The organism is Thermostichus sp. OS-CIW-26, from assembly GCF_054058395.1.
Genome location: NZ_JBSSAG010000032.1, coordinates 1 through 22,659 on the forward strand (window position 1 = coordinate 1; position 22,659 = coordinate 22,659).

20 protein-coding genes are annotated in these 22,659 nt (G+C 58.8%); 8 read left to right on the plus strand and 12 right to left on the minus strand.

What is annotated here, in order from left to right; translation table 11 throughout:
• Positions 1-240: photosystem II protein D2 (locus tag ACVW0C_RS11465; RefSeq protein WP_457385502.1), on the plus strand; the 240-nt coding region annotated here is incomplete at its 5' end.
• 121 nt (positions 241-361) lie between these two features.
• On the opposite strand, the gene ACVW0C_RS11470 is transcribed toward ACVW0C_RS11465, so the two are convergent.
• The 6 genes from ACVW0C_RS11470 to ACVW0C_RS11495 form a co-directional block, all read right to left on the minus strand.
• Positions 362-925: a shikimate kinase gene (locus ACVW0C_RS11470; protein WP_414374890.1), complete on the minus strand. Its 564-nt coding sequence runs from the start codon at positions 923-925 to the stop codon at positions 362-364.
• Positions 926-936: 11 nt separating this feature from the next.
• Entirely contained in the window at positions 937-1,575 is a 639-nt protein-coding gene (locus tag ACVW0C_RS11475) for a riboflavin synthase (RefSeq protein WP_414332173.1), read from the minus strand.
• A 12-nt stretch (positions 1,576-1,587) separates the two neighbouring features.
• The gene (locus ACVW0C_RS11480) at positions 1,588-3,285 is read right to left on the minus strand and encodes an ABC transporter ATP-binding protein (RefSeq protein ID WP_414332172.1); all 1,698 of its coding nucleotides are present in this window, start codon (positions 3,283-3,285) and stop codon (positions 1,588-1,590) included.
• Positions 3,286-3,889: 604 nt separating this feature from the next.
• Entirely contained in the window at positions 3,890-5,131 is a 1,242-nt protein-coding gene (locus ACVW0C_RS11485) for a response regulator (protein ID WP_011433340.1), read from the minus strand.
• 524 nt (positions 5,132-5,655) lie between these two features.
• Positions 5,656-6,390: a ribonuclease PH gene (rph, locus tag ACVW0C_RS11490; RefSeq protein ID WP_457385503.1), complete on the minus strand. Its 735-nt coding sequence runs from the start codon at positions 6,388-6,390 to the stop codon at positions 5,656-5,658.
• Between the two features lie 348 nt (positions 6,391-6,738).
• Entirely contained in the window at positions 6,739-7,491 is a 753-nt protein-coding gene (locus tag ACVW0C_RS11495) for a DUF561 domain-containing protein (RefSeq protein WP_011433343.1), read from the minus strand.
• A 193-nt stretch (positions 7,492-7,684) separates the two neighbouring features.
• Between ACVW0C_RS11495 and speB the strand changes: the two genes are divergently transcribed.
• The 5 genes from speB (at position 7,685) to proC (ending at position 12,279) form a co-directional block, all read left to right on the plus strand.
• Positions 7,685-8,608 (plus strand): agmatinase, encoded by a 924-nt coding sequence (gene speB, locus ACVW0C_RS11500; RefSeq protein ID WP_457385505.1) that lies wholly within the window; start codon positions 7,685-7,687, stop codon positions 8,606-8,608.
• 72 nt (positions 8,609-8,680) lie between these two features.
• A complete protein-coding gene (locus ACVW0C_RS11505; protein WP_011433345.1) occupies positions 8,681-9,529 on the plus strand; it encodes a prohibitin family protein in 849 nt (282 codons plus the stop codon).
• Between the two features lie 103 nt (positions 9,530-9,632).
• Entirely contained in the window at positions 9,633-10,316 is a 684-nt protein-coding gene (locus ACVW0C_RS11510; protein ID WP_457385506.1) for a YggS family pyridoxal phosphate-dependent enzyme, read from the plus strand.
• A 578-nt stretch (positions 10,317-10,894) separates the two neighbouring features.
• Positions 10,895-11,470, plus strand: a complete 576-nt coding sequence (locus tag ACVW0C_RS11515; RefSeq protein ID WP_011433347.1) for a cell division protein SepF — start codon at positions 10,895-10,897, stop codon at positions 11,468-11,470.
• 5 nt (positions 11,471-11,475) lie between these two features.
• Positions 11,476-12,279, plus strand: a complete 804-nt coding sequence (gene proC, locus ACVW0C_RS11520; RefSeq protein WP_011433348.1) for a pyrroline-5-carboxylate reductase — start codon at positions 11,476-11,478, stop codon at positions 12,277-12,279.
• On the opposite strand, the gene ACVW0C_RS11525 is transcribed toward proC, so the two are convergent.
• A complete protein-coding gene (locus tag ACVW0C_RS11525; RefSeq protein ID WP_457385508.1) occupies positions 12,276-13,493 on the minus strand; it encodes an NAD(P)/FAD-dependent oxidoreductase in 1,218 nt (405 codons plus the stop codon). The genes proC and ACVW0C_RS11525 overlap by 4 nt on opposite strands.
• A 140-nt stretch (positions 13,494-13,633) precedes the next feature.
• Entirely contained in the window at positions 13,634-14,146 is a 513-nt protein-coding gene (ruvX, locus tag ACVW0C_RS11530) for a Holliday junction resolvase RuvX (protein ID WP_011433350.1), read from the minus strand.
• A gap of 94 nt (positions 14,147-14,240) precedes the next feature.
• On the opposite strand from ruvX, the gene ahcY reads away from it, so the two are divergent.
• A complete protein-coding gene (gene ahcY, locus ACVW0C_RS11535; RefSeq protein WP_414351063.1) occupies positions 14,241-15,521 on the plus strand; it encodes an adenosylhomocysteinase in 1,281 nt (426 codons plus the stop codon).
• 92 nt (positions 15,522-15,613) lie between these two features.
• On the opposite strand, the gene ACVW0C_RS11540 is transcribed toward ahcY, so the two are convergent.
• A complete protein-coding gene (locus ACVW0C_RS11540; RefSeq protein WP_457385510.1) occupies positions 15,614-16,816 on the minus strand; it encodes an argininosuccinate synthase in 1,203 nt (400 codons plus the stop codon).
• Between the two features lie 236 nt (positions 16,817-17,052).
• On the opposite strand from ACVW0C_RS11540, the gene ACVW0C_RS11545 reads away from it, so the two are divergent.
• On the plus strand, positions 17,053-18,885 hold the full coding sequence (locus ACVW0C_RS11545; protein ID WP_457385520.1) for an FAD-dependent oxidoreductase: 1,833 nt from the start codon (positions 17,053-17,055) through the stop codon (positions 18,883-18,885).
• A 73-nt stretch (positions 18,886-18,958) separates the two neighbouring features.
• Here ACVW0C_RS11545 and secF read toward each other — a convergent pair whose 3' ends face one another.
• The 3 genes from secF to ACVW0C_RS11560 form a co-directional block, all read right to left on the minus strand.
• Positions 18,959-19,960: a protein translocase subunit SecF gene (gene secF / locus ACVW0C_RS11550; protein ID WP_414331115.1), complete on the minus strand. Its 1,002-nt coding sequence runs from the start codon at positions 19,958-19,960 to the stop codon at positions 18,959-18,961.
• Positions 19,957-21,303, minus strand: a complete 1,347-nt coding sequence (gene secD, locus ACVW0C_RS11555) for a protein translocase subunit SecD (protein ID WP_457385512.1) — start codon at positions 21,301-21,303, stop codon at positions 19,957-19,959. Before secD ends, secF begins: the two co-directional genes overlap by 4 nt.
• Positions 21,304-21,381: 78 nt before the next feature.
• Positions 21,382-22,632 carry an RNA-guided endonuclease InsQ/TnpB family protein gene (locus ACVW0C_RS11560; RefSeq protein ID WP_457385513.1) on the minus strand — a complete coding sequence of 417 codons (1,251 nt, stop codon included), beginning with the start codon at positions 22,630-22,632 and terminating at the stop codon, positions 21,382-21,384.
• Positions 22,633-22,659 lie beyond the last annotated feature (27 nt).

The window sequence follows — 22,659 nt, forward strand, 5'->3', positions numbered from 1 at the left end:
GTGCCGGTGACGGGTTTGTGGATGTCGAGCATTGGGGTAGTGGGGTTGGCGCTGAACCTGCGGGCGTATGACTTTATCAGTCAGGAGGTGCGGGCGGCAGAAGACCCGGAGTTTGAGACGTTTTACACGAAGAACATTTTGCTGAACGAGGGGATTCGGGCGTGGATGGCGCCGCAGGACCAGCCCCATGAGCGCTTTGAGTTCCCTGAAGAAGTCCTCCCCCGCGGCAATGCGCTCTAAAGGAGGCCGTTCTGGTCTCGTCAGGGATCCGCTCCCGGCGAATCTTGAGTAATCAAAAATCAAAAACTAAAGAGTTCAGGGATCCCTCATGGGATCCCTTTTTGTGTTGGGCGCGAGGTGGCTAGGAGGGGATCCCGTCTCGCAGGCGGGCGCGAATGGCTTGCCAGATCTGTTCAACCAACTGGGGCGGGCTAGTTTCTGACCGGATGGGCACCCGCACATCGGCTTGGGCGTAGAACGGCTCTCGCTCTTGCATCAGCTTGTACAGGGCAGCTTGGGGGTCGGGGGTTTGCAGCAGGGGGCGTTGGCCGGGATCCCGCTTGAGCCGCTGCCAAATCAGCTCGGGGGTCGCATCCAGCCAAACGGTGAGGCCATGGTGCAAGTAGCTCCAATTTTTGGGGCGCAACACAATGCCGCCGCCTGTGGCGATCACCAGCCGGGTGTAGCTGCTCAACTGGGCCAACACCTGCGTCTCCAGATCCCGGAAGTAGGCTTCCCCATGCTCGGCGAAGATCTGAGCGATGGAAGAACCCCCCACCTGCTCCACCAGACCATCGGTGTCGAAAAATTGAAAGCGCAACTGGGCTGCCAGCTCCGATCCCACGGTGGATTTGCCGCTGCCCATCATCCCAATGAGATAAACATTTACGCCGCGCAGGCGCTCAACTTCCTCGGGGTGGATCATGGGAAAGGTACCTAGATATAGCCATGCTCGGCCAGAAACTCCAGAGAAACGCTGCTCTCGGGGGGCAGCAAGCCCAGCAATTTTTCCACATACTTGCCCAAAATATCCGCCTCTATGTTGACGGGATCCCCAACTTGGAGCTGAGAAAGGTTGGTCTCGCGGTAGGTTTGGGGGATCACAGCCACCTTGAACCAGCAGCCCCCTTGGCGCACCTCAGCAATGGTCAAGCTCACCCCATTCACCGCCACGCTGCCCTTGGGTACGATGTAACGCCCGATCTCTTCAGGAACCTTGAAGCTCAGCTCCCAGGCGTTGCCAGTGGCGGCTTGATCCCACAGTTGCCCCACCCCATCGATATGGCCGCTGACAAAATGCCCCCCTAACTTGTCTCCTACCCGCAGCGCCGGTTCCAGGTTGACTGTGCGCGGGCCGAGGGATCCCTGGCCCCAAGTCGAGCGCCGCAGGGTTTCCGGCGAAACATCGGCCAAAAATCCATCGGGCAGAATCTCCACCACCGTCAGGCAAAGGCCGTCCACCGCCACGCTATCTCCGTAGGCCAACTGAGGTTGCAACCGGGGACAGGTAACCCGTAGCTGTGAAGAATTGATCAACTGGGCTGTGCCCAAACTTCGAACCAGACCCGTAAACATTGCTTTGGCTCCTTAGGTTTTGCCGGCTGCCTTTTTGGCTTTCTGTTTTTCTCGCTCTTTGGCTCGTTTTTCGGCAGCGATTCGCTCTTGTCGGGCTTTCTCTTTCTCTTCAGCGATCTTTTCTAGATAGTAGTGATAGTTGCCCTGGTAGGCGACCAACTCTCCGTTGCGAATCTCTACAATCTTGTTGGCCACTTTTGAGATAAAGTAGCGGTCGTGAGAAACAAGGATCACCGTGCCATCGTAATGCTGTAAAGCTTCTTCCAGCATCTCTTTGGCCGGGATATCTAAGTGGTTGGTGGGCTCATCCAAAATCAGTAGGTTGGCCGGCTGAAGTAGCATTTTCGCCAACGCCAAGCGGGCTTTTTCTCCCCCGCTCAAAGCCGCTACTTTCTTAAAAACGGCGTCGCCGCTGAACAAAAAGCGACCCAACAGCGTGCGCACTTCTTCGTTTTTCCAGTCGGGCACTTCGTCATGGATGGTGTCCAAGACGGTTTTGCTCAGATCCAAAGCCTCTGCTTGATTTTGCTCGAAGTAGGCAGGGATCACATTGTGTGCTCCCAATTTCACAGATCCCTCGGTAGGTTGCTCTAGGCCGGTGATAAGACGCAGCAGGGTGGATTTTCCTGCCCCATTGGGCCCCAGAAAGGCGACGCGATCCCCACGCTCGATCAACAGCTCCGCACCCAAAAACAAAATCTTATCTCCATAAATGTGCGTCAAATTCTCGATCTTCACCACCTCGCGACCACTGCGGGGAGCAGGGGGAAAGCGAAACTTGAGGGTACGCACGTCGCCAATGGGCGCTTCGACCCGCTCGATCTTTTCCAGTTGTTTTTCGCGGCTTTTGGCCTGAGTGCTGCGGGTGGCACTGGCCCGGAAGCGATCGATGAAGGTTTGTTGCCTTTCAATTTCCTTTTGCTGACGTTCGTAGGCAGCTTGTTGTGCCTCTCGCCGTTCAGCTTTTTGGAGTAGGTATTGAGAATAGTTACCCAAGTATGTCGTAGAAACTCCTCGCTCCGTCTCCACAATTTGGGTGCAAAGCCGATCCAAAAACTCTCGATCATGAGAAACAATCACCATGGGGATCGTCAAGCTCTTGAGGTAGTTTTCCAGCCACTCAATGGTCTCCAAGTCTAGGTGGTTGGTCGGCTCGTCTAGCAACATCAAATCGGGTTTTTGCAGCAGGATTTTCCCCAGGCTGATGCGCATCTGCCAGCCGCCGCTGAAGGCGCTCACCAACCGATCCCCGTCCTCCGGCTCAAACCCCATTTCCGGCAGAATTTTCTCAATACGCGCCTCCAGTTCATAGCCATGTAAACTCTCAAATTGGCGCTGTAGACGATCTAGACGGCGCAAAAGGGTTTCCAACGTGTCCGCGTCCGCCTGCTCCATCTGTTGGGTGATTTGGGCAATTTCTTGGTGAATGCGGTTTTCCTCTTGAAAGACTGTCCAGAACTCTTCTCGCACCGTTCGGGCGGGATCCACTCCAAATTCTTGGGTGAGATAGGCGATGCGCAGGTTGGCGGGGCGGATCACCTCGCCGCTGGTCGGTTCTTCTTGCCCGCAGATAATCTTGAGCTGGGTGGTCTTTCCGGCCCCGTTTACTCCCACTAGGCCGACGCGATCCCCAGGCTTAACTTCCCAGTTCACATCCTTGAGCACCTCACCAGTGGGATAGATTTTGCTAATGTGTTCCAGTCGCAGCATAATGCTCCTTGGGGATCGGGACCAATTGGAGAAGTGTGGCGTTTTCTTTACATTCTTTACTCGATTTTACGTATTCTTGGGATCCCTGTCCATGGATCCTGAGCAATTTCTGCTTGATTTCTCCCTCTCATTGATCTTGCCGGGATCCACGACAGCGTTTAATATTTCTGGTTTGCCTTCAGAAGTGCCTGCTGAACCCTGTTCGATCTTTTTTCATGTCTTCAGGGCTTGTTTGTCGGTACCCTTAGTATGGACTCTTTTGCCAGAAGCCTTGTGAGGCTTCTCTAAGGCTTAAACGACCTCTAATGCCAGCGGGGAAAAGCCAGTTCCTGAGAGAGATTGAAGTAGCCGGTCGTGATGACAATGAGGAAGGTTGATCGGATAAGTTTTCAGTGTATGGGATGCTTACTTCGTCTCTTGTTTCTGAAATCCCCGGCAACCTATTTTTCTCTTTTGGGCATGTCCTAATGAGCTATCAATCCATTGACATTAGCAGTCAGCCCAGACAAGTTATGGTCTCTTGAGTTGACTTCTTATCTAACATAAAACCTTTGTTGATTTTGACAGGAAAGCCAATGGCGACGGGGATCAACTCAGAAGGACACTACGCCTTGGCTTGATCCTCGAGGGAACGGGGGGATCCCTGAAACAGGGCAGGATGACCTGTTCTGCCTCCCTGAACCGACAGAGGATTTTGTCTGTGGGCAGGCGGCTGTTGGGCCAGAAGCCGCTTCACCTCTGCATTAAGCTGACTTTCGTTGAAGGGCTTGGTCAGGTAGGCGGTTGCCCCCGACCATTTGCCGCGGATGCGGGCCAGCAGACCATCGCGAGCGGTAACCATCAGGATGGGAAGGGACTTAAACTCTTCCAAGCTACGTACAATGCGGCAAAGCTCCAGACCATCGATCCCCGGCATGGCGATATCCATCAACAACAGGTGGGGCCGATGCTGAAACAACAAAGGAAGCACCTCGGCGGGGTTGCCCGTTGTAATCACCTGATAGTTGGGCAAATACTGCCGTAGGATTTCCTGCATCACCACGCTGTCGTCCACCGCCAAGATGGTTATCGGGTTGTGGCGCTTGGTCTGCAGCAGCTCTTGGGGTGTTTGTAGGCTGACCAAACCTTTTTTCGCCCAGGAGGCAAAGAGATTGGCCACCTCCAGCCGATCCCGGCACAGCTTCTTGGCGATTGCTTCCAGCGACTGGCCATCTTTGGTGAGGGTGTGGAGCTTCTGTCGTTGCTCATCGGTGATGCGGTAGCGGTTGACCCGTTCCCAATTGACCACCGGCACCGCCAACAGGGTTGGGATCGCCACCTTCAAATCTGCCCAGCGATCGTGGCGCCGGGCGGCTTCTTGCAGCAGCGGCTCCAACTCAAACCCGCCAATGGGGGCCTCTTGGGCGACCTGCTCCTGCACCTCAAAGTAACAGGTGCCTGCCCGTTCGAATAGGTAGCGGTCGAAATCGGTAAGCAGGTTGAGCCACAGGGCATCTTCCAGCTCCCCCGGCTTGAGCAGGCCCAATTGCGTGATAGCCTCCAGCAGCTCAGGTAAGGAATGGTCTTTCATCAAGCGCTCTTGCACCACCGAGATGGCCCGCTGTGGCCATTCCAAGTTGAGGCGAGGAATAAAGCGGGAGAGTCGTTTCAGCAGGATTTGCGTGTTGAGGGGTTGATCGGCAGAAAAAAGCAACCTGCCGTGGTAGTAGGTCAACACCCAGGGTTCCGCACCCTCAGAGGGATCCAGTCCCTTGAGGTGAATGTGCAGATATCCAGTGGTAAACCGCCAACCTTGCTGCCTGAGCAGTGGCGCAAGTTCCTCCGAGCCGAACACAAAACGGGACATGCAGCGTTCTCCGGGCCAACTTCTTCAGGCCAAATGAGCAGCGATTCACCTCAGCCACACGCTCAAACCGTCGAAAGGAGAGCATGACTCTAGTCAATAATAAGCTCAACTATACTGAAAATATGTATAATATGTTCAGTACGGATTACTACCAGTTGATCTTTCTGTTTACTTTTGAGTCTGCCAACATGGTAGCCAAAGCAAAGCAGAAAATTGGTAGTAAGACGACACGGAAACTGCGCTTTGGGTATTCTACTCAAAGCTTTGCGGGATACCGCCATTCTGTTTGGAAACAAACAGAATGCTATCGCTGCATAGTTGAACAGTGATGTTCAGCAGTGTTCAGCGTAAATGTATCAGCTTCAGAGAGCTCACTTATTTTAACAACTGGCTGATCTTAGCTTTCCCGGCCATTCCTTTACAGCAAGGGAATACCGCTTTGCCAACCAGGATATACACCCATGCAATCCCATATGCAGTGCCTTGAAGGATTACCATTGCAAGGCTAGGGTCCGGCTATGGCTCTATCTTTCTAAATTGAGAGCCTGCCGTTGGGCTTGTAGCAATTCTTGGATCCCGGCTTGGGCCATCTCCAACATTTGTAGCAGTTGCGGGCGACTGAAGCAGGCGGCTTCGGCAGTGCCCTGGATCTCGATGAAGGATCCCTGCTCGTTCATAACAATGTTCATGTCCACCTCGGCTTGGCTGTCTTCCTCATAGCACAGATCCACAAGTACCTCTCCCTGCACAATTCCTACTGAAAGGGCCGCCACCTGCTGCCGCAGCGGGGATCCCTGGGCCGGATCCAGCAGCCCCTGTTTGTACAGCCAAGTGATGGCGTCGTGCAGAGCCACATAGCCCCCTGTGATCGCGGCGGTGCGCGTTCCGCCATCGGCCTGCAGCACATCGGCATCGACGGTGATGGTACGGGATCCCAGCTTGCGAAAATCCAAGGCGGCGCGCAGACTGCGCCCGATGAGCCGTTGGATCTCGGCAGTGCGACCCGATAGTTTCAACATCTCCCGCGGCTGTCGTTGTTGCGTGGCTCCGGGCAACATGCGGTACTCAGCCGTCAGCCAGCCTTGGCCGGTGTTCTGCAAAAAAGGGGGAACTTCTTCGGCTACACTGGCGGTGCAAAGGACATGGGTATGGCCGAACTTGACCAACACCGAGCCAGGGGCATAGCGGGTAAAGTGGCGCTCAAAGGAGACTGGGCGCAGTTGAGCAGCGGTGCGATTATCTGGGCGTTGCCAGCTCATGGGCAGTTCAAAGAGGGATCCCTCGCATTGTCAACCATGTCTGCCCAATGCGGCTCAGGACTTGGAATCTTTGCAGAACATGACTGGGGCGACGGCTGCGGACGGAATTGGTCTGGGAAGGCAAGGACGACAAGTGTAGCAACCGCCGCAAATTGGATATTGCCGGGTATGCCACCTCTAGGCAGAAGAAAGTGAAGCACTTGTGAGCAGCAAAACTTCTAGCGGCTGATCTCAACCCTCAGCTGCCCTACTTACCTACTTATTCCCTGCTTGTCCAAGAAAATCTAAAAAAAATGCACCAGCGCACGCTGGCGCAAGAGGGTCAACTTTTACCGGTCAGACATCGACCTAGACAAGGGCAGGGATCCGAGATCCTCCCAAGGCCTCCACCAATGCCCGCACTTGAGCCACCATGGCCACTTCATCCTGGAGCCGGCTGACAGCTTTGCCCACCCCTACACCTGAAGCGCCGGCAGCAATGGCCAAGCGCACTGTTACCGTCGAGAGGCCGGAAGCGCAGATAACCGGTACCGAGACGACACGGCTAATTTCATAGGCGGCGGCCAGGGTGGGGGCAGCCTTCTCGATCAGGCCCAGGGATCCCCCGTGAACCGGCTCGGCACTGGTGCTGCCCTCGGTTTGGATGAGATCGGCTCCCAGATCCTCCAGTTTCTCGGCCAATTCTGCCTGTTGATTCAGAGGCAGAGTGTGGGGAACGGTTACCGACAAGAGCGTGCGGGGCAGAAGAGAGCGGGTTCGGCGGGTAAGGTCTAGGACTTCCGCTGCGGAGAAGATGCGGCCTGAAGGGTAGAAGCTGTCGTAATTGCCGATCTCGGCCATGTCTGCTCCTGCCTGTACGGCTGCGGCCAACTGCTGCGGCTCCACCGCCGACACACAGATGGGCAGATCGATCTGGGCGCGTACCCGCTGCACCAATTCGGGGCTGGCAGCGATATCCACCCAAGTGGCCCCTCCCTGTTGGGCGGCGCGGGTGATGCTCAGAACCGACTGCAGGTCGAAGTTTTGTAGACCGCTGATGATCTTGAGGGCCCGACGTTGGGCCAGAGCGTCGAAAAGAGCAGCGTGAGAGGCAGTGGTCATAGGCTCGTCAGCTTGTGGAAAGGCAGTCTAAGAGGAGTGAAAACAAATGGCTGCTAAAACTGGGCTTGGGGAAGCCTTTGCTCAGTCTAGAGGGTTTGCCTCAATCCCACAAGGGTCCCTCTTTACCCCATCATCCCAGTCCTTTTGGCTCACCACAATTCTTCAATAGATTCAATAGAATAGGGATCCCTTCTTGCAAGCCATCATGTATCGCTCTCCCTTCCCCTTCCTGGGCCTGCCTGAGCCGGATCCGGAGATGGCCCAAGCAATTCTCCTGCCCGTCCCCTACGAGGCCACCACCTCCTATGGCAAAGGCACCGCCAAAGGCCCTCAGGCGCTGTTGCAGGCTTCTGCCTATGTGGAGATCTACGACGAGGTACGGGATCGCCAGCCAGCTCTTCACCCCGACTTCTCGGAAGAGATCTCCCGCTACTGGACGGCCCCCCCGGTGGAGTTGGAAGGTCTGGGATCTTCCGCCCAGGAGCTGGCTATGGCCGAAATCCAGCGTCGCGCTGCCGAGTGGGTGAGACCGGGGCGGTTCCTGCTTTCCATCGGTGGGGAGCACTCCATCACCGGGCCGCTGATTGCTGCCCACCTGCCCCATTATCCGGAGCTGCACGTCCTGCAAATCGATGCCCACTGCGACCTGAGAGATAGCTACGAGGGATCCCGCTATTCCCATGCTTCTGCCATGGCCCGCGTGGTGGAGCAAGTGGGCAGCCGCCTCACCCAAGTGGGGATCCGCTCCATCTGCGCCGAAGACCGCCAGGCCATTCGCGAGCGCCGTCTGCACACCTTTTTTGCCCACAGCCTGCACGCCAAGCCAGCCCAGGAGTGGATCCCAGAGGTGATTGCCACCTTGGGCCCCCAGGTTTACCTGACGGTGGATGTGGATGGGCTGGATCCCGCTGTGGTGCCGGCCACCGGTACCCCCGAACCTGGCGGCTTGGGCTGGTGGGAGACGGTGGAGCTGATTCGGGCACTAGGACAGCAACGGCAAATCATCGGCGCCGATGTGGTCGAGCTGTCGGTCACGGGAGAACGGGAAACCGATCGCCGCAGCGCCTTCACGGTCGCCAAACTGGCCTATCAGATCTTGGCTGCGGCCTTGGGTTAAGCTCAAGAAGAGCTTGGCCGGCCATCCCCGGGGCACCTGTTCGAGTTCTTTAGGTTTTTGGGTAACACACCTGTGAAATCGGCCCACCCCCGTCGTCCTGCTTTTGAACTTCCCGCTTTGTCCTGGATTCCCTTGGTGGGTGGGGCATTGCTGCTGATCCTCTTGGCCACCTTGCTGCAGTGCTTGGTGGTGGTGCCTGCCGGCACACGGGCCGTGGTGTTCAACTCCCTGACGGGGCTGAAGCCGCAGCCGCTGGGAGAAGGGCTGCACCTCCTGCTGCCGCTGGTGGAAACGCCTATCTTCTACGACGTGCGCACCCAAACCTACACCATGGCCTCCCAACGCTCCGAAAACCAGGGGGATGATGCGTTGAAAGTGCTCAGCGCCGACGGCCAGCAGATCTCCCTCGATGTCTCGGTGCGCTTTCGCTTGGATCCCGACCAAGTGGCCCACCTGCACCAGACCATTGGCCCTTCCTACGTGGACAAAGTGATTCGCCCAGAGGTGCGGACGGTGGTGCGCAATGAACTGGCTTTGCACCGCGCCATCGCCGTTTTCTCGGAAGAACGCGAGCAGATCCAGGAAAATGTGGAGCGGCAGCTCTCCAGCATTTTTGCTGAGAATGACCTGATCTTGCAAAACGTGCTGCTGCGCAATGTCCGCTTCTCCGACCAATTCCAAACGGCCATCGAGCAAAAGCAAATTGCCGAGCAAGAGAAAGAGCGGGAACGCTTCCTCGTGGAAAAAGCAGAGCTGGAAAAACAACGATTGGTGATCCTGGCAGAAGGAGAAGCCCAAGCCATTCGCCTCCAGGGGGAAGCCCTGAAGCAAAACCCAGAAGTGGTGCAGTTGGACTACGCGCGCAAACTGGCGCCCGGCACCCGCGTGATCATCTCCCGGCCGGATCCCTGGCAGCGGTAGCGGACAGCCCGTTGGCTCTGGGTTCTGCAAAAATCTATCCCAGAGCATTGTTGCCAATTGGAACGAGAATGGGGATAGAGATCCCCGGCCTGCTGACCTGACGATGCCCCTTGACGAGCAGCTCATCCACAGCCGCATTCAGGCCATCCGAGCCCAGATCCCAGACCATGTGGAGATCATGGCAGTGAGCAAAGGCTACAGTGCCGACCACATCCGCGCCGCCTATCGGGCTGGGATCCGCCACTTTGGGGAGAGTCGAGTGCAAGAGGCCGCCGTCAAACAAGGGCAACTGCAAGATCTGACCGATATCGTCTGGCACTTGATCGGGCATCTGCAGACCAACAAAGTCAAACCGGCCCTCAAGCAATTTGCCTGGATCGACAGCGTCGATAGCTTGCGCCTGGCCAAGCTGATCAACCAAAAGGCTTGGGAGCTGCACCTCACCCCCAAGCTTTGCCTGCAGGTTAAATTGGCTCCGGATCCCAATAAGTTCGGCTGGCCCATCCCCGATCTGTTGCAGAGCCTCCCCGAACTGAACCAACTGCTGCAGGTGCAAATTGTGGGCCTGATGACCATTTTGCCTTTGGGCTTGAGCTCAGAGGCGGCCCTAGAGCTGTTTCGCAAGCTGGCCGAACTGGCCGATTACATCCAGCGCAGTGGCTATGAACATCTGCAGGTGCACACCCTCTCCATGGGCATGTCCGACGATTACCTCCTGGCGGTGGCAGCAGGCTCTAACTTGATCCGACTGGGGCGCGCTTTGTTTGCCGACGCCGAGCAGGAATAGATGTGACCTCTGTGAAGCCGTTAAATTGTGATTAAATTTTGTGTAAAGCCGCGAACTCCGGAGTCGCCCTGCGGGGTACCTTCGGGGCGAGAGTTTGGCTTGGCTCGATCAAAAGCGGGGGGATCCCGCCCAGGATTTGCCCTATTGGGGAAATTTTGGGGAAATTTGTAATCATTTGCGTTACTTCCGTTAACGTGGGCTCAATCCAGACGGGGAGCAGAGTTCAATCCTGCCAAACAACGGCTTGGCAAGTGAGATGACATCTTCACTTCTTCTGGGTAAACTCTAGTCGTCGAATCAATGGGGTTTTGTTAACCTGCGTTAGCCCCCACTCGCTTCGGCAGCTTTCTGAGCAAACCCTGTCTCAGCCTATTGAAAGACTTTGACCGAGAATAAAAGGACGCCCCCTAGCTTGAGTGAGCCACTCAGGATCCAATCAAGAGCCTGAATCCTACGCTCGCCGTAAACCCATGACCTGTAGTGAGGATGTGCATATGAATGTCAATGGAATCTGGAGCAGGGTAAGAGATTTTGTGGGTCTGAATGATCCCGTGGACGGCCTGGAGGAGTACTCTGAAATGGAAGGGCAGGATGATTACCAACTGCTCTACGAGGGACGCCGTTCCCAACCGGCTGCTCCCCCCGAAGAGGAGGAAGTGAGTACCCTTCCGCGAGGGCGGCGGCAACGGGGAGTGGAAGCGGGGGAGGGCTCTGCCGGTCGAGAAGAGTCGCGGGGCCATCGGCGCAGTCAGCATCGGGATCGCTCAGCAGGGGGCAGTATGGGGAGCAACGTGATTGGATTACCGGGCGTAAACCCACCCACCAGTGAAGTGGTGGTGATGGAGCCGCGCAGCTTCGATGAGATGGCTCAGGTTATCCAGTACCTACGGGAGCGCAAGACGGTGATCATGAACTTGACCCTAATGGATCCCGCTGAGGCGCAGCGCTCTGTGGATTTCGTTGCCGGCGGCACCTACGCCATCGATGGCCACCAAGAGCGCATCGGAGAGAACATTTTTTTGTTCACCCCCAGCACGGTGATGGTTTCCACCCCCAGTAGCCAAGTGGTGCAGCCGCTGCAGCGCCCTTTGCAAAGCCCTACCCCCCTCTGGCCCAGCACCTATGAGCATCTGCAGGCAGTAGGTCAGCACTAGTTGCTATGGAGCGGCCACTGCTAAGTGTTATCGGGGGTGGAGCCATGGGATCCGCCCTGCTGCGGCGTTGGGTAGCTGTGGGAGTTTATCCCGCAGCGCAGGTGGCCTTGCGGGAGCCTGATCTGGATAAGGCTGTGGCCCTGCAGCAGGAGCTGGGTATCCGATTGTTGGCGGATCCATCCCAGGCGGGAGAGTCTGAGATTTTGTTTCTGGCCGTTAAACCGCAGCTCTTCCCGACAGTGGTGGCTGAGATGGGCCGGCTGTCCGCCACAGAGCTGGTGATCTCGATTATGGCCGGGATCCCCTTGCAGCAGTTGCAGCAGGCTTTTCCCAAACAAAAGGTGGTGCGCACGATGCCCAACACGCCGGCGCTGGTGGGGGCGGGCATAACGGCCATCAGCTACGGGCCAGGGGTGACGCCTATGCAGGTGGAGCAGGTGGAGAAGCTGTTTCGCGCGGTGGGCGAGGTGGTGACGGTGGCCGAAAGCCAGATGGATGCGGTGACGGCACTTTCGGGTTCCGGGCCGGGGTATCTGGCGGTGATTCTGGAAGGGCTGATCGACGGAGGGGTACAGGTGGGGCTGCCGCGTCCCATTGCTACCCAGTTGGCCCTGCAGACCTTGGCGGGTACTGCTGCCCTCTTGCAGCAAGAAAATCTGCACCCTGCCGTTCTCAAAGACCGGGTCACCAGTCCAGGGGGGACGACCATTGCCGGGATCCAAGCCTTGGAGCAGGCGGGGGTGCGGGGAGCCCTGATGCAGGCAGTGCGAGCGGCCTACGAGCGCTCTTGCCAGTTACAGGGATCCTAGCGGGCCAGCAGCCCTTGCCAGAGGGGACGGGTGATCCAATTCCATCCCACCTTGAGCTGGTGTTCCAGTGTGGGCAGGCGCACCAAATAGGCAGTTCGCCGCGCCAAATAGCCCAGGGGGCCGGTCAGTGTGAGGCCGCCAAGGGCAGAAAGCACCGCCGTATCCACCCCCAGGCTGAGCATTTCCCCCAAGGAAAAGTAGCGAAAGGGCAAGAGAGGCCGCTCCTGGGTGAGCAAAGCCCACAGGTTCCAGGCGCAATAACCGGCCTGTTGAAAAGCCGCTTGGGCTGTGGCCGGCACCGGCTTGCCCTCTGCATCCACCACCGCTGCTGCATCTCCCAAGGCAAAGATCTCTGGGAAGGTGGGGGTTTGTAGGGTGGACAAAACCTGTAGCCGTCCCCGCTCCGTTTTGGGCAGATCCAAATTGGCAATCACCGCTGCCGGTCGGGTTCCGACAGTCCACAGCACAGCATCCACAAGATCTGTGGCGATCTCCTGGGTCTCCAGCCGTTGCAGCTGCAGATGGAAGGGAGGGGCGCCGTTCTCGCCAAGGGCCTCGATGCCCAAGACCTTGGTTTGCAACTCCACCTGCACCCGCCGTTGGGCCAGCGCCTCTTGGGCCGCCTCCCGGCTGGAGAGAGCAAAGCCGGACAAGATTTGGGATCCCAACTCGATGAGGCGGATCCGTCCCCGCCAGCCCAGCCGATCTGCCAATTTGCAGGCCAATTCCACGCCACTAGCCCCTGCTCCTGCAATGGCCAGAGCCACAGGCTGAGCCGGATCCCGGTCTTCCAACGCCTTCAGGTGGGCGCGCAGCCGCTGAGCATCTGCCAGGGTGCGAAAGGGAAAAGCAAACTCCGCCGCTCCCGGAACGCTCTCCAGAGGGGTTTCTCCCCCCAGCGCCAGCACCAGCGCGTCGTACTCCAAGCTTTGCCCATCTTCCAGCTCCACGCGGCGGGCTTGAGGGTCAATGGCCCGGACGGATCCCCGGCGAAACTGCACCGATCCCGGGGGCAGCAGATCTTGAAAACGGGGGGCCACCTCCCAGTCTTCCATTTCTCCGGTGAGCAGCTCATAAAGCAGGGGGGCAAAGACGAACCGCTCCTGCCGATCGACCAAGGTGATCTGGGGTGGTTCTGGCCAGGGTTGCCGGCTCAGTTCCAAAGCTGTGTACAACCCGCCAAAGCCGCCCCCAAGAATGCAAATGCGATTCATGCTCGGATGGTTCACGTGACGTTATCAGACGTTATCAAAGTTGCGCGAAAGGCCCCGACTTAACAATCACACCCTGCTGATGCAGAAGGGGCAACGAGGGATGGCCCACCTTGGGCTTGAATTGATTTAAACTTTCCCGGCTAGACTTCTCCAGCGTAGTCTTTGTTGCCCCAGCTTTGCCAAGCCGGCACTTCTGACAGGGAAGCCCGTCGCTCGTCCAGCCAAGTTTGGAGAATTACCGCCGCCGACTGCTGATCGATTAAGCCCTTCTGGGCTTTGGCCGGGATCCCCGCCTCGCGCAGATCCCACTCCGCCTGCGCGGTGCTCAGGTATTCATTGACGGTAACAATGGGAAGATCCACGGCCACCTGCAAAGCGCGCACGAACCGCTGGACTTTGCGGGCCTGGGATCCCACCGACCCATCCGCCAGAAGGGGGATCCCCACCACCACCACGGTGGCCTGGCGGCGGCGGATCCACTCCTGCACTTGGGCAATATCCTCTGAGAGGGAACGGCGCTGGATCACCCCCAGGCCAGTAGCCAGCAGCCCCAGCCGGTCGGAGCCGGCCACGCCAATGCGGCGGTTGCCTACATCCAGCCCCAGCGCTGAAAGGGGATCCCTTGTGGCAGAATAGTTCAGGCTTATCGACATCCTTGCTGATCTTTATGGCTGCCTGGCCCCCTTTGGGGCTTGCAGTTTCCGTTCCCCTATCCTCTCTCAATGACCCTGTTTGGAGCAACACTCGATGACCAGCGCTACCCTGTCTCTCCCGAAGCATGAAGTGAAAGATCTGAACCTCGCCCCCCTGGGCAAGCAACGGATCCAGTGGGCGGCGCGGGAGATGCCGGTGCTGGCCCAGATCCGGGAGCGCTTTGCCCAAGAAAAGCCCTTTGCCGGGCTGCGCTTGGTGGCCTGCTGCCACATTACGACCGAAACGGCCAACCTGGCCCTGGCTCTACAAGCAGGGGGGGCGGATAGCGTTCTCATTGCCAGCAATCCCCTTTCCACCCAAGACGATGTGGCCGCCAGCCTGGTGGCGGACCATGGCATTTCGGTGTTTGCCCTCAAAGGAGAAGATGTGGCCACCTACCGCCGCCATGTCCAGATTGCCCTAGATCACCGCCCCAACCTGATTATCGACGATGGCGGAGATGTGACGGCGGAGCTGGTGCAGCACCGTCAGGAGCAACTGTCGGAGCTCATCGGCACCACGGAAGAGACCACCACTGGCCTGGTGCGCCTTAGGGCCATGCTCAAGGCGGGGGTGCTCAGCTTCCCGGTGATGACCGTCAACGACGCCGAGACCAAACACCTGTTCGACAACCGCTACGGCACCGGCCAATCCACCCTGGACGGGATCCTGCGCTGTACCAACATCCTTCTGGCCGGGAAGACGGTGGTGGTGGCTGGCTACGGCTGGTGCGCCAAGGGAGTGGCCATGCGGGCCCGCGGCATGGGATCCCAGGTGATTGTCACGGAAGTCAACCCGGTGCGGGCTCTGGAGGCGGTGATGGACGGCTTCCGGGTGATGCCGATGGAAGAAGCCGCTGCTCTGGGGGACATCTTCATCACCGTCACCGGCAACAAGCACGTGATTCGCGGCGAGCACTTCGACCGCATGAAGGATGGGGCGATGGTCTGCAACGCCGGCCACTTTGACATTGAAATCGACCTGGTGGCGCTGCAGGAGCGGTCGGTCTCCCGACAGACGGTGCGCCCCTTTGTGGAAGAATACCGTCTGCAGTCGGGCAAGTCAGTGGTGGTGCTGGGGGAAGGCCGCCTGATTAACTTGGCTGCTGCCGAAGGGCACCCCGCCAGCGTCATGGACATGAGCTTTGCCAACCAGGCCCTGGCCTGCGAATACCTGGTGAAAAACCGGGGCCGCTTGGCCCCAGGGCTTCACCCCATTCCTCTCGAGGTGGACGAGGCCATCGCCCGCCTCAAGCTCAAGGCCATGGGGATCCAAATCGACAGCCTCACTCCAGAGCAGATCGAGTACGGCAACACGTGGACTGCCGGGACTTAAGTGGGTTTTGGGAATTCAATCGGGAGCTGAGTCTGGGATCCCAAGCAGCAGGGCTAGCGTGCTCCCCCCAACCTCGAGCCAGGAGGGGATTCCTAGATTCTGTGAACCTGCGACCAAACGCGGGTGGGCAGACCCCAGACGTAGATGAAGCCTTCTGCCGTTTTGTGGTCGAACTGGTCTCCTGCGCCGTAGGTGGCCAGCTCGGGGTTGTAGAGGGAATAAGGGGAGCGACGGCCCACACAGACTGCCTGGCCCTTGTGCAACCGCATCCGCACGACACCGGTGACGCTTTTCTGGGTGGCGCGGATAAAGGCGTCCAGAGCCTCCCGCAGCGGCGAGTACCAAAGGCCGTTGTAGATCAACTGGCTGTAGGTGGTCTCGATGCCGTACTTGTAATGGATGACATCGCGGGTGAGGGTGAGGCTCTCCAGCTCGCGGTGGGCTTGGATCAAGACGGTTAAAGCGGGGCACTCGTAGATCTCCCGCGACTTGATCCCCACCAGGCGGTTTTCAATCATGTCGATGCGGCCCACCCCATGCAGGCCAGCTAAGGAGTTGAGCTGCTCGAAGAGGGCTTTGGGACTGAGGCGCTGTCCATCCACCCCGACAGGGATCCCTTGCTCGAACTCAATCTCCACGTAGGCGGGCTCGTCGGGTGTCTGGGAAATAGGCCGGGTGAGGGCATACACTTCCTCCGGCGGCTCCCGGTCGGCATCTTCTAGGATGCCGGCTTCAGCGCTGCGGCCCAAAATGTTGAGGTCGATGCTGTAGGGGCTGGACTTCTGCACGGGCATGGGGATCCCGTAGCGCTCCCCATAGGCAATGGTCTCCTCGCGGGTCATCCCCCACTCGCGGGCAGGGGCCAACACTTTGAGCTGGGGATTTAAAGCAGCAATAGCCAGATCAAAGCGCACCTGGTCGTTGCCTTTGCCGGTGCAGCCGTGGGCCACCGCATCGGCGCCCACCTCTTCCGCCACTTCCACCAGCAGCTTGGCAATCAGGGGTCGGGCCAGGGCCGTGGAAAGGGGGTAGCGCTGCTCGTAGAGGGCGTTGGCCTGGATGGCCGGGAAGGCATAGTCGGTAATGAGGGCCTGGACAGCCTCCCGCACCAGAGATTGCTCTGCCCCCGCCCTGAGGGCTTTGGCCTGAATGGCCTCCAGCTCCGCCCCCTGCCCCAAGTCGACTGCCAGGGCCACCACCGATTCCACCCCCCACTCGTGCTTGAGATAGGGAATGCAGACGGAAGTATCCACCCCGCCTGAATAGGCCAATACCACCTTCTTTGCCCGTCCCATGGGATCCCGCCGTTGCCGTTAAAAAGTTGCTAGCCCATTATGCCCTGTGGCAGGGATCCTGGCTGGCCTCAATGTCGGTTTCCTCAGCTATTCTCAAGGGGATTTCTCCTGCCGGGGAAAGGCCGGGGGTGTGAGTGAGCATGGCTGGCAAAAAGACGGCTGCGGCGTGCCGGGGATCTGAGCCCAAGCGAACTGTGGGGCTGGGGATCCTGTCGCTGCTGAGCTTTGTGGCCGGGATGGGGTTTGCCGCCCTCTCCCAGCCAGAGGTGGGATCCCCTGTTGCCGTCTCCGAGCCGGAGGTGCCCCGTTTTACCGCCCACGGTTGGCCCTTGTTGGATCCCTTGCCGCAGCCGGACGAGATTTGGGAGTGCGAGCTGGTGGTGGTGGGCGGATCCCTGGGAGGGGTGGCAGCGGCAGGCCATGCCATGCGAGGGGGGGTGCAGACCTGTCTCATCGAGCTCACCCCTTGGCTGGGGGGTCAGATTACCTCCCAGGGGGTATCGGCCATTGATGAATCGCTGCCGATGCGGCAGCGGGGCAATTTTTCCCGCCACTGGCTGGAGTTCAAGGCCTTGATCGAAAGCCAGCCGGTGCATCTGCCGGCCTGGACAGGGATCCCGCCGGGAACCCGCGTATCCGAGATCAACAGCTGCTGGGTGGGAGGGCTGTGTTTTCCGCCCCAGGCCGGGCTGCAGGCGGTGGAAACCTGGCTGCAACAGGCAGCTCAAAATGCCCCCAACAGCCGCTGGGCTACCCAAACGGCTTTTAAGGGGGCCACCTTCAGCGCCGATGGATCCCGGATTGAAAGCATTTATGCTGTGCAGCGGCAGCCGCGGGATCCCAACTTTGTGCCACCGGGACGGCTGTGGCGGGAGCTGGTGAGCTGGTATGGCTGGCAGGAGACGGAAGTTTTTGCCAAACGGGTGTTGAGGCTGCAGGCACCACCGGGCCGCAACCTGTTTGTTATCGATGCCACCGATACCGGCGAGCTGGTGGGCTGGGCCGGGATCCCCTATCGGCTGGGTTCGGAAGGGCGAGACGTGACCGGAGAGCCCAATGCCGCCCCCGCCAGCAACCCGGAGTGCACTCAAGCCTTTGCCTTTCCCTTCGTGCTGGCCATCCACGACGATGGCGGTCGCTCCCGCGCCGAGCTGGCCCAACTGCAGCCGGGCTATTCCCGCGCCGAACACCGCCGCGAGTTCGACATGGAGGGTTTCCCCACCTTCAGCGGCCAGAGCTTTTTCAATTACCGCCGCATCGTCAGCAAGGGCCGCCGGGATCCCTTCTACAGCACGCCTGTTCCAGGCGACCTGACGCTGGTGAACTGGAACCGCGGCAACGACTGGGGGATCATGAACCCGCCCCTGATCCTGACGGAAGAGCGGCTAGTGGCCTCAGGGCAGCGCCACAACTGGCTGGGGGGCCTGGATGTCTCGGCCATCAAAGATGGAGAAAACCACGCCCTGCTGTTTGCCGAGTGGCTGATGGAAACTCAATCCCGCTCTGGCTATCCCCTCTCCTTGGTGTTTGCCGAAGAGTCCTTGCTGGGCACTCGCTCTGGCCTTAGCCTCTACCCCTACATCCGCGAAGGTCGGCGCATCCTGGGGCGAGCTGCCTACGGCCAAGCAGAGTTCCTGATGTTGGAGCAGGATATTCGCGTCGGCACCGCCGGGGGGCGGGACTTCAGACCTACCGTGGTGGGGGTTACCCACTACGCCATCGATATCCACGGCTGTCGCTACCGCAACTGGGAGCCCTCTCTTTCGGCCAGCTCCGCGCCAGTCAACGAGTTTTCCGTCCGTCCCATTCTCATTCCCTTGGAAGCCCTGATCCCGCAGAAGGTGGATAACCTGCTCATCGGCGGCAAAGGGATCGCCGTCAGCCACATTGTCAACGCCGCCACCCGCGTGCATTACGGTGAATGGACCATCGGCTCGGCAGCAGGCCTGACCGTGGCTTGGCTGCGCAGTCAAGCTCCCGGCCTGATCCCAGCTCAGATCGTACCGCAAGGCAAAATAGCCGATTTACAGCGCTACCTGATCTCCCATGGGCAAAGACTGCAATGGTGAACCCAGAGGACACCGTCTCAGCGCGAACGACAGATCCCCACCCAATCGACCCAATTTTTCCGATATCGGGGCCCTAGCCCTCAGAGGGAAGTGAATCGGGATCCCTGCCTGCGCGGGCATCTTCGCTACTTTTGCCGTAGCGCTGCTGCCGCCACCACACCAACAGGGGGCTGGCGATAAAAATGCTGGAATACACCCCCAAAGTAAAGCCAATGAGCAGGGCAATGGCAAACCCCTTCAAGGTAGCTCCCCCGAAAATGGCGATGGCAACTAGGGGCAGCATCGTCGTCAGGGTGGTATTCAAGGAGCGGGCAAAGGTCTGGTTCAGAGATAGGTTTACCACCTCGGCCAGGCTGACCTTGCGGCTCACCAGACGCAGATTCTCGCGGATGCGGTCGTAGATGACCACGGTGTCGTTGACGGAAAAGCCGATGATGGTCAGCAGCGCCACCACAAACAGGCTGTCCGCCTCCATACCCACCGTCAGGCCCAAAAGGGCAAATAGCCCTATCGTCAACACTACATCGTGCAGCAGCGCCACAATGGCAAACACCGCGTAATCCCACTGGAAGCGCAGGGCCAGGTACAGCACGATGAGCCCGAAAGAGATGAGCACCGCCACGATGCCGGAACGCAAGAGCAAACGCCCCACCGTCGGGCCAACCGTCTCGACCAGGTTGCGCTGGAAGGGGGCAACCTCCTGCCGCAGGGTGGCTTCCACGGCCAGCCGCTCTTGCTCAGTCAAGGGGGGCATGCGGATCAGGGCTTCCTGGCCCGTTTGGGTGTCCAGCTGGATGATGCTGGTGCCCAGGTTGTGTTCCTGCAGCGCCCGTCGCAGCTCCTCGGTGGTGACAGGCCGCTCAAAGCTCAGATCCAGCAAGGTGCCGCCGGAAAAATCCAACCCCAGCCGCAGGGGAGTTCCCAGAGAAGCCAGGGAAAAGGCCATGCTGACCAGCCCCACCAGCAGCACCGCCAAGGACAAGCTGAACCACAGCTTGCTCCGTCCAACAATGTCGAAGCGATAGTCGAGCAACCGAGAGGCGGGATCTACGGGGGATAGCTCTTGAGCCGTCATGATTGGGCCGCCTCCATCCGAACGCCGTAAAACTCAGGTTTGCGCAAGCTGGGGATCCCCATTGCCGCCAAGAGCAGGCTACGGGTGCAGGTGATGGCCGTAAAGAAGCTCACCAGAATGCCAATGCCCAGGGTTACCGCAAACCCTTTCACCAGTCCCATCCCCAGCCAGAAAAGCACGCCACAGACCAAAAGGGTAGTCACATTGCTGTCCAGGATGCTGCTGAAGGCGCGGTTAAACCCTTCCGAGATGGACTTGTAGATGGATTTGCCGGCCCGCAACTCTTCTTTGATGCGCTCGAAGATCAGCACATTGGCATCCACCGCCATGCCGATGCTGAGGATAAAGCCGGCGATCCCCGGCAGAGTCATGGTGACCCCCAGCAGTTGGAACAGAGCAAAGGTGCAGAGGGCGTAGATGAGCAGAGCGATGTCGGCAATCAGCCCTGGCAGGCGATAGTAGGCCACCATAAAGACGAAAACCAGCACCAGGCCCCCGATCCCGGCATAGAGGCTGCGGCGCACGCTCACTTCCCCCAAAGTGGCCCCGACGGTGCGATTTTCGATCACCTGAATGGGAACCGGCAGCGCCCCTGCCTTGAGCTTGACCGCCAGATCGGTAGCCGTCTCCACCGTAAAGTTGCCTGTGATCACCGCCGTCCCGCCGGTAATGCCGGTGCGGGCAAACTCCGGCCCCACGATCGGGGCACTGATCAGCACGTCGTCCAGAAAAATGCCCAATGGACGTTCTGTTCCGGCCAGATCTCGGGTGAGCTGAGTAAATTTTTCTGCCCCCTCCGGCTTGAACTCCAGCAGCACCTCCCAACTCTGGGATCCGCGGCGAGGGGCTTGGGGATAGGCATTGCGCAGCAGATCCCCGGTGAGGCCGACCCGCTCAAACAGAGTATCCGGATCCTCCCCCGCGGTTATCTCTCCCCGCTCGTTGCGGGGCAGCGCGCTGACAGGAACCAAGCCCTTGCGAAACTCCAGTTGGGCTGTATCTCCAAGGAGAGCAATGGCCCGATCCGGATCCGCCACCCCCGGCAACTGCACGAACAGGCGGTCTTGGCCGCTGATCTGCACCAGAGGCTCAGCCACCCCCAGCCCGTTGATCCGCTGCTGGATGACGGCCTCTACCCCCTGCATCACTTCGGGGGTGATTTCAGGCACCTCCTCGGTGGGCACAGCTTGTAGCGTGAGCTGGGTTCCTCCCTTGAGGTCGAGGCCAAGGCGAACCTCCCGGCTGAAGCCCAAGTAAACGAGGGCAACCACCACGGCCAAGATGAAGATCAGCCCTCGCAAAAAGGAGAGCCGACTGAGCCACGAAGCTGAGGATCTAGCCATACTGCTGAGAAGGTGAGGAACACGGTCGCACTCGATCTGAGGCTCTTAGGATTTTGGCACTTTGTAAACTACCCGACCCTACACCGCCTTAGCAGTGTAGCGCGGGCTTTCAGTAGCCCTAAGCCTGTTCTGCTCTACCAGAGAACAAAACAAGCCCGAACCTCTAGGCTGGTTTACGACAGCCCCCAAGAGCGCAATCACATTCGCACCATTCAAATCCGCATCCCCTTCCCATCCACAGTGTCCACACTTAAACTTCTTTCCACTGCGGTAGGATTGCGCAGGGTCGGGATGAATGTGCAAACACCGGTGGCAGGTCTGCGACGTGTAGGCAGGCGGCACCAGAATCAAAGCAACCCCTGCACGCAGAGCCTTGTACTCCAAAAATTGACGGAGTTGATAAAACGCCCAACTGTTGGCCCTGCGCCGTTCGGCTTTGCTGCGTGGCTGTTGATTGACCCTTTCCCGGATCCCTGTCAAGTCTTCCAGAGCAAGAGCGCTATTTGTCGCCTTTGCCCTAGAGACAATAGCTTTGGAGATGCGATGATTGACCCACGTTTTTGCTACGCAACGCTGACGCGACTGAAAGCGTCTTTCCTTGCCAGACAGCCGTTGCAACAGTTCTCTGCATCTGCGCCGCGAACTGCGGGTGCCCTTACTGGCTTTGCGTTGAAGTACCGCCCTCAACCGCGAGTGATGGTCTCGGACTTTGTTCAACTGCTGTCCATTCCAGTTATCTCCTTCCGATGTATGAGCAATATCCGTCCTTCCCAAATCCACGCCCAGCACTCTATCCGTGCCTTGCGGTGGGCACGGTTCCGTTTCCACACAGATCTGAATGGAGTAGGAACCGTCTTTGCGCTTGACCAGAGTGGCGGATTTGGGGTTGGAGCCTGCAAACTGTTCTCTCTGGTAACGGCCAATCGCCAGCTCAAAGCGCTCTCGACCCCCAACCGTGGTCAGCGACACCGTCCAGTCTTTCTCGCGAAACGAAAAGATACGTGCATCGTAGGTAGCGAAGCCCCCTTTGAACGCTTTGACGGGGCGGTTTTTCTGTTGGGCAACTTTACGGGCGCCGGCCAGCCGTCTGCAGACCTGCTGGTCGCGTAAGCGGGACGTAGTCCTTGCCAAGTTACTGGACAAGCCGAACCGGGCCCGGATTTGGCGGTAGCACAGAGATTGAAGTTTAACGGCGTTAACTACCTTCTCTGGTGTGTTTTGGTTGACCCAGTTCAAGGCTTGGCCGAAAGCAGCCAAGGTCGCGTCCAATTTGGCGGCTTGCGACTGGGACACCTTGAGCTTGCAGGAGACGGTCAGGACTTGGGTCATGGTTCTATCGTAACTTCCGCATTCCTC

What these genes read in the sequence shown, in the direction of transcription:
- ACVW0C_RS11495 (WP_011433343.1), bottom strand. Translation starts at nt 7,491, where the DNA reads ATGACCACTGCCTCTCACGCTGCTCTTTTCGACGCTCTGGCCCAACGT.
- ahcY (WP_414351063.1), top strand. Translation starts at nt 14,241, where the DNA reads ATGACCAGCGCTACCCTGTCTCTCCCGAAGCATGAAGTGAAAGATCTG.
- ACVW0C_RS11560 (WP_457385513.1), bottom strand. Translation starts at nt 22,632, where the DNA reads ATGACCCAAGTCCTGACCGTCTCCTGCAAGCTCAAGGTGTCCCAGTCG.
- secD (WP_457385512.1), bottom strand. Translation starts at nt 21,303, where the DNA reads ATGGCTAGATCCTCAGCTTCGTGGCTCAGTCGGCTCTCCTTTTTGCGA.
- ACVW0C_RS11470 (WP_414374890.1), bottom strand. Translation starts at nt 925, where the DNA reads ATGATCCACCCCGAGGAAGTTGAGCGCCTGCGCGGCGTAAATGTTTAT.
- ACVW0C_RS11545 (WP_457385520.1), top strand. Translation starts at nt 17,053, where the DNA reads ATGGGGTTTGCCGCCCTCTCCCAGCCAGAGGTGGGATCCCCTGTTGCC.
- secF (WP_414331115.1), bottom strand. Translation starts at nt 19,960, where the DNA reads ATGACGGCTCAAGAGCTATCCCCCGTAGATCCCGCCTCTCGGTTGCTC.
- proC (WP_011433348.1), top strand. Translation starts at nt 11,476, where the DNA reads ATGGAGCGGCCACTGCTAAGTGTTATCGGGGGTGGAGCCATGGGATCC.
- ACVW0C_RS11525 (WP_457385508.1), bottom strand. Translation starts at nt 13,493, where the DNA reads ATGAATCGCATTTGCATTCTTGGGGGCGGCTTTGGCGGGTTGTACACA.
- ACVW0C_RS11480 (WP_414332172.1), bottom strand. Translation starts at nt 3,285, where the DNA reads ATGCTGCGACTGGAACACATTAGCAAAATCTATCCCACTGGTGAGGTG.
- ACVW0C_RS11475 (WP_414332173.1), bottom strand. Translation starts at nt 1,575, where the DNA reads ATGTTTACGGGTCTGGTTCGAAGTTTGGGCACAGCCCAGTTGATCAAT.
- rph (WP_457385503.1), bottom strand. Translation starts at nt 6,390, where the DNA reads ATGAGCTGGCAACGCCCAGATAATCGCACCGCTGCTCAACTGCGCCCA.
- ACVW0C_RS11515 (WP_011433347.1), top strand. Translation starts at nt 10,895, where the DNA reads ATGGAAGGGCAGGATGATTACCAACTGCTCTACGAGGGACGCCGTTCC.
- ACVW0C_RS11485 (WP_011433340.1), bottom strand. Translation starts at nt 5,131, where the DNA reads ATGTCCCGTTTTGTGTTCGGCTCGGAGGAACTTGCGCCACTGCTCAGG.
- ACVW0C_RS11540 (WP_457385510.1), bottom strand. Translation starts at nt 16,816, where the DNA reads ATGGGACGGGCAAAGAAGGTGGTATTGGCCTATTCAGGCGGGGTGGAT.
- ruvX (WP_011433350.1), bottom strand. Translation starts at nt 14,146, where the DNA reads ATGTCGATAAGCCTGAACTATTCTGCCACAAGGGATCCCCTTTCAGCG.
- ACVW0C_RS11510 (WP_457385506.1), top strand. Translation starts at nt 9,633, where the DNA reads ATGCCCCTTGACGAGCAGCTCATCCACAGCCGCATTCAGGCCATCCGA.